The 11710-nt window shown below is 66.3% G+C and carries 10 protein-coding genes; 7 read left to right on the forward strand and 3 right to left on the reverse strand.

Annotation, left to right across the window (positions count from 1 at the left end):
• Positions 1 to 253 precede the first annotated feature (253 nt).
• Positions 254 to 580, reverse strand: coding sequence for a hypothetical protein (locus CCR84_RS04410; protein ID WP_201210044.1), 327 nt, complete (start codon positions 578 to 580; stop codon positions 254 to 256).
• A gap of 536 nt (positions 581 to 1116) precedes the next feature.
• Between CCR84_RS04410 and CCR84_RS04415 the strand changes: the two genes are divergently transcribed.
• From CCR84_RS04415 to CCR84_RS04435, 5 genes are all read left to right on the forward strand, one after another.
• Positions 1117 to 2388, forward strand: a complete 1272-nt coding sequence (locus CCR84_RS04415; protein ID WP_201210045.1) for a bifunctional O-acetylhomoserine aminocarboxypropyltransferase/cysteine synthase — start codon at positions 1117 to 1119, stop codon at positions 2386 to 2388.
• A 239-nt stretch (positions 2389 to 2627) separates the two neighbouring features.
• Positions 2628 to 3431: an EAL domain-containing protein gene (locus CCR84_RS04420; RefSeq protein ID WP_201210046.1), complete on the forward strand. Its 804-nt coding sequence runs from the start codon at positions 2628 to 2630 to the stop codon at positions 3429 to 3431.
• Positions 3432 to 3690: 259 nt separating this feature from the next.
• On the forward strand, positions 3691 to 5052 hold the full coding sequence (locus CCR84_RS04425) for an O-acetylhomoserine aminocarboxypropyltransferase (RefSeq protein ID WP_201210047.1): 1362 nt from the start codon (positions 3691 to 3693) through the stop codon (positions 5050 to 5052).
• Positions 5052 to 5864: an alpha/beta fold hydrolase gene (locus CCR84_RS04430; protein ID WP_201210049.1), complete on the forward strand. Its 813-nt coding sequence runs from the start codon at positions 5052 to 5054 to the stop codon at positions 5862 to 5864. The genes CCR84_RS04425 and CCR84_RS04430 overlap by 1 nt, the downstream gene beginning before the upstream one ends.
• Before the next feature lie 114 nt (positions 5865 to 5978).
• Entirely contained in the window at positions 5979 to 7223 is a 1245-nt protein-coding gene (locus tag CCR84_RS04435) for a trans-sulfuration enzyme family protein (protein ID WP_201210051.1), read from the forward strand.
• Between the two features lie 1169 nt (positions 7224 to 8392).
• On the opposite strand, the gene CCR84_RS04440 is transcribed toward CCR84_RS04435, so the two are convergent.
• Together CCR84_RS04440 and CCR84_RS04445 are read right to left on the reverse strand one after the other, a co-directional pair.
• Positions 8393 to 8992 (reverse strand): isochorismatase family protein, encoded by a 600-nt coding sequence (locus CCR84_RS04440; RefSeq protein WP_201210052.1) that lies wholly within the window; start codon positions 8990 to 8992, stop codon positions 8393 to 8395.
• A 66-nt stretch (positions 8993 to 9058) separates the two neighbouring features.
• Positions 9059 to 9340, reverse strand: a complete 282-nt coding sequence (locus tag CCR84_RS04445; RefSeq protein WP_201210053.1) for a hypothetical protein — start codon at positions 9338 to 9340, stop codon at positions 9059 to 9061.
• On the opposite strand from CCR84_RS04445, the gene CCR84_RS04450 reads away from it, so the two are divergent.
• Together CCR84_RS04450 and CCR84_RS04455 are read left to right on the forward strand one after the other, a co-directional pair.
• The gene (locus tag CCR84_RS04450) at positions 9339 to 10880 is read left to right on the forward strand and encodes a TolC family protein (protein ID WP_201210054.1); all 1542 of its coding nucleotides are present in this window, start codon (positions 9339 to 9341) and stop codon (positions 10878 to 10880) included. The genes CCR84_RS04445 and CCR84_RS04450 overlap by 2 nt on opposite strands.
• Positions 10881 to 11131: 251 nt before the next feature.
• On the forward strand, positions 11132 to 11710 hold a 579-nt coding region (locus CCR84_RS04455; RefSeq protein WP_201210056.1), incomplete at its 3' end, for a hypothetical protein.

The raw sequence follows: 11710 nt of genomic DNA on the forward strand, positions 1-11710 counted from the left end.
GCACACAGCTTGGCTTGCTGCGAGACAATCCCGATGAGGACAATCACCGACTGGAGAGCCGTATGCGGGAAAACTGCACGTACGGTTCGGAGGGCGGGGAGGGGCTTGCCCCTTCTCGACCCCTATCGAGAGACCAATGCCGCGGGACAGGTTTTCGTGGGAGCGGCGTAAGCCGCGAAAGAGCGCGTTAGCACTGGCTGCCCTCGCGGCAGTCTCCAAGTAACGCAAAAGCCCGGCCTGCCGGGCTTTTGCGTCATGGAGCCGTGCGTGATCGCCCTTGCCCTTCCGTGTTCTCCTGGGGCTGCGGCTTGTACACCGTGTAGCCGTGCCGGCGCAACAGGCGGATCGCCTGTTCGACATCCTGACAGCGCTTGCGGGGAGTCTCGCGGGCGGGGGGCGTCGGTGCCTGATCCAGCGCGTGACCATGCGCCTGCAGCCAGGCCAGGATGGTCGTCAGCCCCTTGCTGCCGATACCTTCGGCCTGTTGCAGCCGGCGATGGCCGAGCGCCGCGACCTCTTCCGGCGAGAACTCGGCGCGACCGAATATCTTGCGCAAGGCGTTGCGCTGGAGGGTCGGCAAGCTCGCCGACGCGGACCGGAACTCATGGCCTGCCGTTGCTGCGGCAGGCGGACAACATTCGTGCCTCGTCATGTGCAATATCGTCACCGCGGAGTCGTCCACGACGAGCCCTGGTCACACACTCTTCCGCCTGCGCTGGCAGGGAGCGAGTCCTCGCCCCAGCCAGCACGGCGGGGCCGCGCCGCCTGGAGCAATGCGCGACGCAGCGCCGCTGGCGTCGGTAGCGACGCGCGCTCGGCAAGTTCAGCGGCGATCGGATCGGAACTCGGCAGGAAGGTAGCTTGGCTCATCGGCGACTCCCGCGCCTCGATGGCGCTTGGCGAGATGTTGGTTTGTCACTGTAGGAAAGACTGGCGCAGAGGCGAACGAAGAATTATCGATATCGATATGACGATATGCCGCTCCGGCGCAGGGCGTCATCGACACTTTCGCTTATAAGCCCATCAGGATTCCTTCCTTCACCCGGCAGGCTGTCGCCGCTAGAGTGCGTGCTCGTCCCGCAAGGGCAACACCTATCCATCAGCGATGAGCAGAACATGAAAATCGAAACCCTCGCCGTCCATGCCGGCTACAGCCCCGACCCGACAACCAAGGCGGTCGCCGTACCGATCTACCAGACGACTTCCTACGCCTTCGACGACACGCAGCACGGCGCCGACCTGTTCGACCTCAAGGTCGCCGGCAACATCTACACGCGCATCATGAATCCGACCACCGACGTGCTCGAAAAGCGCATCGCCGCGCTCGAGGGCGGAATCGGCGCGCTGGCCGTGGCCTCGGGGATGGCGGCGATCAGCTACGCGATCCAGACCATCGCCGAAGCCGGTGACAACATCGTCTCGTCGGCGACACTCTACGGCGGCACCTACAACCTGTTTGCGCATACCCTGCCGCAGCTCGGCATCGAGGTGCGCTTCGCCGATTACCGCGATCCCGAATCGTTTGCCGCGGCGATCGACGAGAAGACCAAGGCCGTCTACGTCGAGTCGATCGGCAACCCGCTCGGCAACATCACCGACTTCGAGGCGATCGCCGCAGTCGCGCATCGCCACGGCGTTCCGCTGATCGTCGATAACACGGTGCCCTCGCCTTACCTGTGCCGCCCCTTCGAACACGGCGCCGACATCGTCGTGCATTCGCTGACAAAGTATCTCGGCGGCCACGGCACCTCGATCGGCGGGGCGATCGTCGACAGCGGCAAGTTCCCCTGGGCTGAGCACAAGGAGAAGTTCCGCCGCCTCAACGCGCCGGATCCCTCCTACCACGGCGTCGTTTATACGGAGGCGCTCGGCGCCGCTGCCTACATCGGCCGCGCCCGCGTCGTTCCGCTGCGCAACATGGGTGCGGCGATCTCGCCGTTCAATGCCTTCCTGATCCTGCAGGGAATCGAAACGCTGCCGCTGCGCATGGACCGGATCACCGACAATGCGCGTCGCGTCGCCGAGTACCTGAGTTCTCATGCAAAGGTGAAATGGGTCAATTACGCGGGCCTGCCGGGGCACGCGGATCACGCGCTGGCGCAGAAGTATCTCGGCGGACGCCCTTCCGGAATCCTCACCTTCGGCGTCGAGGGTGGTCGGGAAGGCGGCGCGCGCTTCCAGGACGCCTTGCAGCTGTTCACCCGGCTGGTCAATATCGGCGACGCTAAGTCGCTCGCCTGCCACCCGGCGTCGACGACGCACCGGCAACTGTCCGCGGCCGAACTGGCCCAGGCCGGCGTCACCGAGGACACGGTGCGGCTGTCGGTCGGCATCGAGCACATCGACGACCTGATCGCCGACCTCGAACAGGCGCTGGCAGCGGCCTGATTGCTTCCGTGACGCAGGTGAGCGGGAGCACGGGGCGCTGTTGCGCCCCGCCTGCCGGCAAGTTCGCGGTCCATGAAAGGGGCCGCGAGCTGCTCCCGGCGCCGGCCCTGATGCCGGCCCGTGCATATCGAACGATCGAAAAAATCTTTGTCCATCCGATGCTCATCGTTTAAGCTTTCGGCATTTTTCGAGGCGCGCGGCCGGCAGCTGCGTGGCGCTCGATAGCCAGAGGAATCACCATGCCCCTTGCCGATCTTGTCCGTCACCTCAACGCGCGCGCGGGCGACGTCCTGCCTGCACCGGCGCCGTTCGTCGCCACCCGCCATGGGGACGTGCAACTGCACTTCGCCGACCTGTGCCTGGAATCGGTCTTCCTGCCGATCGTCGATACGCGCAACGGAGCGACGCACGGACACGCCGCCGGCCTGCGCGTCAGCGGACTGTCGAGCGGGAGGCCCGTTGCGTCCGAGGCGGTGTTCGTGCTGCCCTGGAGCGATGGCGAGTTCATCCAGCTCGACCGCCGCGTGCGCACCCTGCACGCGCTCAACTACCTGACGCAGCGGATCCGCGGCAATCTCCTGCTCAGCGTGCATCCGCGTCACGTGCTCGGCGTTGCCGATCACCATGGCCTCGCCTTCGAGGAGATCCTGCGACCTTGCGGCCTGCTGCCGAACGAAATCACGCTCGAGATCGACATCGCAGGCCTGGCCCGCGTGCCCCGCCACCACGAGCACCTGATCGCCGCCGTCAGGAACTACCGCTCGCGCGGCTACGGCATCGCCCTGCGTGGCAGCGAGGCGCCCGCCGTCGATCCGGCGTTGCTGCGCGCGCTGGCACCGCAGATCATCCGCGTGGACCCGCGCACCGCCAGCGAGTCGCTGGCGACGCTGAGCGCCCGCCTGCGCCGTTTCGGTGCGCGCTTGCTGGTCGATGGCGAAGGAATCGCCGCGGGGGCGGTGAGCGAGGTCGATCTGGTGCAGTACCCGGCCAGCCTGCAGCGCGGCGCTGCCGGCGCCCACGAGGACCAGCGCGCGGTGGCCTGAGTCCTCCGGAGCCGCGCCCGTTCGCGGCTGCCGCCGTTCCCACTGCAACTTACCTTGCTCGAGTCGAGGCTCCTCTCGCGCAGTGTCGCACGAGGCATTCCGGAGCGAACTTTCCGCCAGGACGAAGGCCATGCGGCCAGCCGCCGCGACAGCATCTCTGCCGGCTTATCTTGCTCCGGGGAATCCGTTACAGTGGCGGATCACGAACTTTTGCCAGCGCGATGCCAAGCGCCCGGATGAACAGCAGCGCAGGAACCCGATGAGCTACCAATTCGACACGCTGAGCCTGCACGCCGGCCAGCTTCCCGACAGCCAGTTCGGTGCGCGCGCGCAGCCGATCTACCTGACGACTTCCTTCGTCTTCAAGGACGCCGATCACGCCGCCGCGCTGTTCAACATGGAGCGCGCCGGGCACGTCTATTCGCGCATCTCCAACCCGACCAACGCCGCGCTCGAGGAGCGCATTGCGGCGCTCGAAGGCGGCGTCGGCGCGATCGCCACCGCCTCGGGACAGGCGGCGCTGCACCTGGCGATCGTCACCCTGCTCGGTGCCGGCAGCCACATCGTCGCCAGCCGCTCGCTCTACGGCGGATCGCACAATCTGCTCGAATACACGCTGCCAAGGTTCGGTATCGAAACGACTTTTGTCGATCCGCGCGACCTCGATGCCTGGCGTTCCGCGATCCGCCCGCAGACGCGTCTGTTCTTCGCCGAGACGATCGGCAATCCCGGACTCGACGTGCTCGACATCCCCGCGGTCTCGGCCATCGCCCATGAACACGGACTGCCGCTGCTGGTCGATTCGACGCTGACGACGCCCTGGCTGCTGCGCCCGTTCGAACACGGCGCCGACCTCGTCGTGCATTCGGCGACCAAGTACATCGGCGGCCACGGCAGCGTCGTCGGCGGCCTGCTCGTCGACGGCGGGCGCTTCGACTGGCAGGCCCACGCCGAGCGCTTCCCGACCCTGTGCGCGCCCTATCCCGGTTTCCACGACATGGTCTTCGCCGAGGAATCGAGCGTTGGCGCCTTCCTGCTGCGCGCGCGACGCGAGGGCCTGCGCGACTTCGGCGCCTGCCTGTCGCCGCTGTCGGCTTTCCAGTTGCTGCAGGGGCTGGAGACGCTGCCGCTGCGCATGGCACGGCACGCCGAGAACACGCGCCGCGTGCTCGATTTCCTGGTCGCCAGACGCGACGCCGGCATCATCGCGCGCGTCGTCCATCCCGAATTGCCCGATCACCCGGATCACGCGCTGGTCAGCCGCCTGCTGCCGCGCGGTGCCGGCGCGGTGGTGAGTTTCACTCTCGCCGGCGATCGCGAATCAGCTCGTGAAGCCGGGCGCGCCTTCATCGAAGCGCTGCAGGTCTTCTCGCATCTGGCCAACGTCGGCGATGCCAAATCGCTGGTCATCCACCCGGCGTCGACGACGCACTCGCGCATGTCCGACGCGGCGCTCGCCGCCGCCGGTGTCGAGCCGGGGACGATCCGCCTCTCGATCGGCCTCGAAGACGCCGGCGACCTGATCGAGGACCTGGCACGCGGGCTGCATGCGGCGGCGAAGCGCGGCGGAGCGCGTGCGCCGGCCGCCCCCGGCGCGAACTCGTCGCAACGGGAGGCGTGATGGAACTCGTCGTCGGCGCAGAGCGTGCGTACTGTTACACGGGCGGCAAGCCCTTCCCTCTCCCGGCCGCTGCCTCTCCCTTGCCGGTCGTCGTCTTCATCCACGGTGCCGGCCAGGATCATTCGTGCTGGACGCTGCAGAGCCGCTGGTTCGCACACCACGGTTTCGCCGTCCTCGCCCCCGACCTTCCCGGCCACGGGCGCAGCGGCGGCCCGCCGCCGCAGAGCGTCGAAGCCGCCGCTGACTGGATCGTCGCGCTGCTCGACGCGGCTGGTGTCGCCCGGGCGACGCTGGTCGGGCACAGCATGGGCTCGCTGATCGCGCTGGAGGTCGCCGCGCGTGCCGCACCCGCGCGCGTCACCCGACTGGCGCTGCTCGGCAGTTCGCTGCCGATGCCTGTGTCCGACGGACTGATCGCCGCCGCCCGCGACGATGAGGCGACTGCCTGGCAACTGATCAACGACTGGTCGCATTCGCCGCGCGCGCACCTCGGCGGAAATGCGCAGCCCGGGGTCTGGATGATGGGCGTCAACCGGCAGCTGATGGCGCGGCAGCGGCGCGGCGTCCTGCTCGCCGGACTCGACGCCTGCCGGCGCTACCGGCCGGAGCCTGAGCGTTTCGCCGCGATCGAATGTCCGCTGCGCGTAATTGCCGGCAGCGCCGACAAGATGACCCCGGCGCGTGCCGCCCGCGAACTCGCCGCGCGCTGGCCACAGGCGCAACTGACGACGATCGCAGGCGCCGGACATTCGCTGATGGCCGAGCAGCCGGACGCGGTACTCGATACACTACGCGCCTTTGTCGTCGGCTGAGGATGCCCACGGCACGTCTTTCTGCGTGTCCGTGCGTCGTGCCGACACCCCGTTCACCGCGCGCCTGCCTCCAGCTCTGCCCTGCAGAGGTCGGCAATCAAGATGGAAAAAACGATGAAAAACAAATTCCTGCGACAGCCTTCTCAACAAGATTATTCGTACCTCGAGCACATCGCCGGCGTCGACACCAAGGGCCTGGCCTTCGCCACCCGCGTCATCCACGCCGGCCAGTTCCCCGACCCGGCGACCGGCGCCGTGTCGGTGCCGATCTATGCCAACTCGACCTACGTGCAGCAGCGCCCCGGCGTCCATGGCGGGCTCGACTACGGCCGCTCGCAGAACCCGACGCGTTGGGCCTTCGAGCGTTGCGTCGCCGACCTCGAGGGCGGCGCGCAGGGCTTCGCCTTCGCTTCCGGTCTGGCGGCGATCTCGACCATCCTCGAACTGATCGACACGGGCGCGCACGTGATCGCCGGCGACGACCTCTACGGCGGCACCTTCCGCCTGTTCGAGCGCATCCGCCGGCGCAGCGCCGGGCTCGACTTCAGCTACGTCGACCTGGCCGACCCGCAGGCGCTGATCGCCGCGATCCGCCCGGAGACGCGCCTGCTCTGGGTGGAGACGCCAACCAACCCGCTGCTGCGCCTGGCCGACCTCGAGGCGCTCGGCGCCATCTGCCGCGAGCGCGGCATCATCACCGTTGCCGACAACACCTTCGCCAGCCCCTGCCTGCAACGGCCGCTCGAGCACGGCTTCGACATCGTCATGCACTCGACGACGAAGTACCTCAACGGCCACTCCGACATCATCGGCGGCGTCGCCGTGGTCGGCGGCGAGCCCAGGCTGGACGAACTGCGCCAACGCCTTGCCTTCCAGCACAACGCGCTCGGCGCCATTGCCAGCCCCTTCGATTCCTACCTCGCGTTGCGCGGCGTCAAGACGTTGGCGCTGCGCATGGAGCGCCATTGCGCCAATGCGCTCGAACTCGCCGGCTGGCTCGAAACCCAAGCGGGCGTCGCCAGGGTGATCTACCCCGGCCTGCCCTCGCACCCGCAGCACGAACTCGCCCGCCGCCAGATGAGCGCCTTCGGCGGCATGATTGCGCTGCAACTCGATACCGACCTCGCCGGGACGCAGCGCATGCTCGACCGCTGCGAGGTGTTCACGCTCGCCGAGAGCCTGGGTGGCGTCGAAAGCCTGATCGAGCACCCGGCGATCATGACGCACGCCTCCATCCCGCCCGAACAGCGCGCCGCGATCGGTATCGGCGACTCGCTCCTGCGCCTGTCGGTCGGCATCGAGGACGTCGGCGACTTGAAGCGCGACCTCGCCGGCGCGCTGGCAGCGATCAAGGGCTGATTTCGCGTCTTTCCGGGGATGAGGTCGCCAGCATCGCGAGTTTATCCCACTCCCCCGTTTGCATGAAACAGCGAGGGGGTCAGGCCGCTGCCCGTAGCAACGGCGCGGCATCGCGAGCCGGGTGATCCGGAAGCGCGTCATCGCGACCCGCAGGGCGTGGCGATCCAGTGCGTAGGTCTGACGTCGGGTCGGCCGTGGATGGCCGGCAATGGCGAGGAGACAGAAGAACGAACTGGATTGCCACGGCGCTGCGCGCCTCGCAATGACGGGATTGCGGCGAGTCATCGCTAGCCGGGTGATCCGGATGCGCGTCATCGCGAGCCCGCAGGGCGTGGCGATCCAGTGCGTAGGTCTGACGTCGGGTCGGCCGTTGATGGCCGGCAATGGCGAGGAGACAGAAGAACGAACTGGATTGCCACGGCGCTGCGCGCCTCGCAATGACGGGATTGCGGCGAGTCATCGCTAGCCGGGTGATCCGGAAGAGCGTCATCGCGAGCCCGCAGGGCGTGGCGATCCAGTGCGTAGGTCTGACGTCGGGTCGGCCGTGGATGGCCGGCAATGGCGAGGAGACAGAAGAACGAACTGGATTGCCACGGCGCTACGCGCCTCGCAATGACGGGATTGCGGCGAGTCATCGCTAGCCGGGTGATCCGGAAGAGCGTCATCGCGAGCCCGCAGGGCGTGGCGATCCAGTGCGTAGGTCTGACGTCGGGTCGGCCGTGAATGGCCGGCAATAGCGAGGAGACAGAAGAACGAACTGGATTGCCACGGCGCTGTGCGCCTCGCAATGACGGGATTGCGGCGAGTCATCGCTAGCCGGGTGATCCGGAAGCGCGTCATCGCGAGCCCGCAGGGCGTGGCGATCCAGTGCGTAGGTCTGACGTCGGGTCGGCCGTGGATGGCCGGCAATGGCGAGGAGACAGAAGAACGAACTGGATTGCCACGGCGCTGTGCGCCTCGCAATGACAGGATTGCGGCGAGTCATCGCTAGCCGGGTGATCCGGATGCGCGTCATCGCGAGCCCGCAGGGCGTGGCGATCCAGTGCGTAGGTCTGACGTCGGGTCGGCCGTGGATGGGCCGGCAATGGCGAGGAGACAGAAGAACGAACTGGATTGCCACGGCGCTGCGCGCCCCGCAATGACGGAGGACGCTTGCCGCCTGGGGGGCGCTACTTGATGAACTCGCGGCTGACCTCGCGGAAGAGCTCGGTGCCGGCGCGCTGCAGCCATTCGAAGGCCACCATCTCGCGCGAGACGATGTCGGCACCGTGCGCGCGCATGCGTGCGAGCGCCAAGTCCTTGTCCGATGCGCGGCGTGAGCCGACGGCTTCCTCGACGACGAAGACCTGGCGGCCGGCGGCAAGCAGGTCGAGCACGGTCTGCTGTACGCAGACGTGCGCTTCGGTGCCGACGACGACGAACTGGCGCCGCTCGCCGCCGGGTGCCCCGAAGAGGCAGGTGTTGTCGTCGATCGCCTGCCCGCCCTTGGCCAGTTCGCCCGCGCAGCTCCCCATACATTCCCCGAGTGCCGAGAAGTGGATCTTCTCGACCATGGCCGAGTCGGGCAGCATTGTGCGCAGTACTGGCAGCGTCGCGCCCAGCCCGCGCGGGTACTGTTCGGTGCAGATCGCCGGGATGCCGATCTTCTGCGCCACCGCAAGCAGCCATCGGCAGTTTTCGACGACCGCGTCGCCGTGGTTGATCGCAGGCTGCAGGCGTGCCTGTACGTCGATGATGAGCAGCGTCGAACGTTCGGGATGAATGAGCATGGCAAGCTCCGAAAAAAAACCTCAGCATAACATCCGAGACCCGCTCCGGCATCTGCGGGGCGCCCATCAAATGCCAAAAAGATAATCGGAGAGGGGCGGCGCAGGTTTTCCTATCTCTTGGTGACCCCTTGCGCTCATGCGATTACTTTTGTCTTTTTTATGGACAAGGACATATGACGCAATTAGAATCGGAGTCGATTTTCCAGTCGATCGGCGTTGGCGGCCGGACCTGGCGTAACTTCTTAAATCAAGGTACGGAATACAGGCTTTTCCAGCGAACTTGCGAAACAGGGAGAGATAAATGCGTTTGCCATTCCGGGGGGCGGCAATTGCCGTCATTTTGTCCATGGCATTCTCGGGGGCACAAGCGGCTCCCTTCCGGCTGGAAGACGCGGCGAGCAAGGCGGTGCAGACCAACCCGGACGTCCTGGCCAAGTGGCATCAATTCGGCGCGAGCCTGCGCGAACGCGACATCACGCTAGGTCGCTACCTGCCGACGCTCGACGTCATCTACGGAGCCGGGCGCGAACATCGCGACTCTCCCATCTACACCCCGACCGGTGAGCGCAAGTACAACTTCCAGACGACCCGGTTGACCCTGCGCCAGAACCTGTTCGAGGGTTTTGCGACGCAGAACGATAGCAAGCGACTCGAGCACGCGAGTCTGGTGCGCTTCTACGAAATGCTGGATCTCTCGGAAAACGCCGCGCTCGAAGCCACCAAGGCCTACATCGACGTCTGGCGCTATCGAAGGCTCGTCGACTATGCCCAGGAAAACTACGACAGCCACCGTCTGATCTTCGAAAAGATCAAGGAACGCACCGGCGAAGCAGGATCCAGTGTCAGCCCACCGGTCGACCGCGAAGTCGCCATCGGTCGTCTCGCCCTGGCAGAGTCCAACCTGCTCACGGAAATGGCGAACCTGCACGACGTCACCGCGCGCTATCAGCGCATCATCGGCAGCCTGCCGCCGGATGAACTCGAAGACCCTGCCTCCTCCTCCGCACTGACCAGGGCCTTCCCGAAAAACCGTGCCGAAGGCATCAGCCTCAGCCTGGAGCAATCGCCGGCACTGAAGGCGGCCTTCCAGAACATCCTCTCCGCAGTCAGCAACGTCGAAGTGCAGAAGAGCGGCTACTACCCGCGTGTCGATGCCTACGTGGAACGCGCTCACGACCTCAACGCCGGCGGCTACACACGAAGCTATCAGCCGGACCTCATCTCGGGAACCACCGATGCGACCACCGCTGCGGTGACGGTCAGCTGGAATCTTTTCCGCGGCTTCCAGGACTACTCGCGGCAACAGAAGGCCGTCCAGGAAAAATTCGTCGCCCGCGACGTGCGTGAGAAGGTCTGCCGCGACGTTCGCCAGAACGCGGCGATGGCCTACAACGAGAAGGAGCGCCTGAACGAACAGGTGAGCTACCTCGCCCAGCACATGCAGAGCAGCGACCAGGCCCGGGGGGCCTTCCGCGACCAGTTCTACGCCGGCAGGCGCACCCTGCTCGACGTGCTCAATACCGAGAACGAGTACTTCACGGCGCGTCGCGACTACCTGAACGGCCAGCTCGACCTGCTCATCGCGCACGCCAAGTACCAAGCTGCTGCCGGCAACCTGCTCAACACTCTGCAGTTGAAGAACCTCGACATGGACCCGCCCTCCCCCGACACCACGCCGGAAGAGGAGATGCTCACCACCTGCTCCGCCGACCCGATCTATGCGCCCAAGATCGACAAGGCGCAGCGTTTCCAGGCGGCGCTGGTGAAGGAACGCAGCCTGCGCGGGGGCTACGACGCCGTGCCGGAGACCCAAGCGGCGTCGGCAATGGACCAGCCGGTCGGCAGACCGGGGGCAGTCCCGGCGCCGTTCAAGCCGGCGCGGCGGTAGGCCTGGACGCCCGCACAAGCGGGGCGCCGAAGTAGCCAAAGAAGAAACCCTGCTGCGGCGGGGTTTATTCTTTGGCTCGCGATTTCACTAACCCAGGTTTAACAGCTTTCCCCCCGATTTTGCCGATTTTCGGGGGGTGACACCCCGCAAACCCGCATGGTTGCTAGGGGTGGTCGCCGAAATCGTTTTGTAGTGACATAATATTTTAATCGGGGCGGCACAAACCCCTTGACTTCGGCTATCCTGACGCGATGTACATCCGCCGCGTCAAGACCCGCCGGACGAGCACCGGTGAAACCTACTACAGCCACCGCCTGGTCGAATCCCGGCGAGAGGGCGGTCGTGTCCGCCAGATCACCCTGCTCAACCTCGGCAGCCATTTCGACGTCCCGGAAAGCCACTGGAACGCGCTCTGCCTACGCCTGAGTCAGTTGCTCGGCCAGCAGGGCGTACTCGTACCCGCCGATTTGCCCGACGGGGTGGAGAGCATGGCCCAGGCGCTGGCGGCTCGCCTCGTCGCCCGGTCCCCGGGCGCGGCGGCACCGGCGGAATTCGTCGAAGTCGATGTGAGCTCACTCCAACTGCTGCAGCCCCGCTCGGTCGGCGTTGAGTCTGTCGGGCTGCATGCCTTGGCTCAGTTGGGCCTGGATGCCTTGCTGACGTCTCTGGGAATCAATGCCATCACGCGCGCCATGATCGTTGTGCAGGTGATCGGCCGTCTGGCCGCACCGGCATCCGAACTGGCGACCTGGCGATGGCTCGATGAGCGTAGCGCGCTGCCTGAACTGCTCGATCTGTCGTTGCCCGACCTGTCGATCATGCGCCTGTAC

It is taken from the genome of Rhodocyclus purpureus, assembly GCF_016653115.1.
Taxonomy (GTDB): domain Bacteria; phylum Pseudomonadota; class Gammaproteobacteria; order Burkholderiales; family Rhodocyclaceae; genus Rhodocyclus; species Rhodocyclus purpureus.

Excerpts from the sequence above, each read along its gene's own strand:
- CCR84_RS04445 (WP_201210053.1), bottom strand. The coding sequence starts at position 9,340 with ATGGACAAAATGACGGCAATTGCCGCCCCCCGGAATGGCAAACGCATT.
- CCR84_RS04440 (WP_201210052.1), bottom strand. The coding sequence starts at position 8,992 with ATGCTCATTCATCCCGAACGTTCGACGCTGCTCATCATCGACGTACAG.
- CCR84_RS04420 (WP_201210046.1), top strand. The coding sequence starts at position 2,628 with ATGCCCCTTGCCGATCTTGTCCGTCACCTCAACGCGCGCGCGGGCGAC.
- CCR84_RS04450 (WP_201210054.1), top strand. The coding sequence starts at position 9,339 with ATGGCATTCTCGGGGGCACAAGCGGCTCCCTTCCGGCTGGAAGACGCG.
- CCR84_RS04430 (WP_201210049.1), top strand. The coding sequence starts at position 5,052 with ATGGAACTCGTCGTCGGCGCAGAGCGTGCGTACTGTTACACGGGCGGC.
- CCR84_RS04435 (WP_201210051.1), top strand. The coding sequence starts at position 5,979 with ATGAAAAACAAATTCCTGCGACAGCCTTCTCAACAAGATTATTCGTAC.
- CCR84_RS04425 (WP_201210047.1), top strand. The coding sequence starts at position 3,691 with ATGAGCTACCAATTCGACACGCTGAGCCTGCACGCCGGCCAGCTTCCC.
- CCR84_RS04415 (WP_201210045.1), top strand. The coding sequence starts at position 1,117 with ATGAAAATCGAAACCCTCGCCGTCCATGCCGGCTACAGCCCCGACCCG.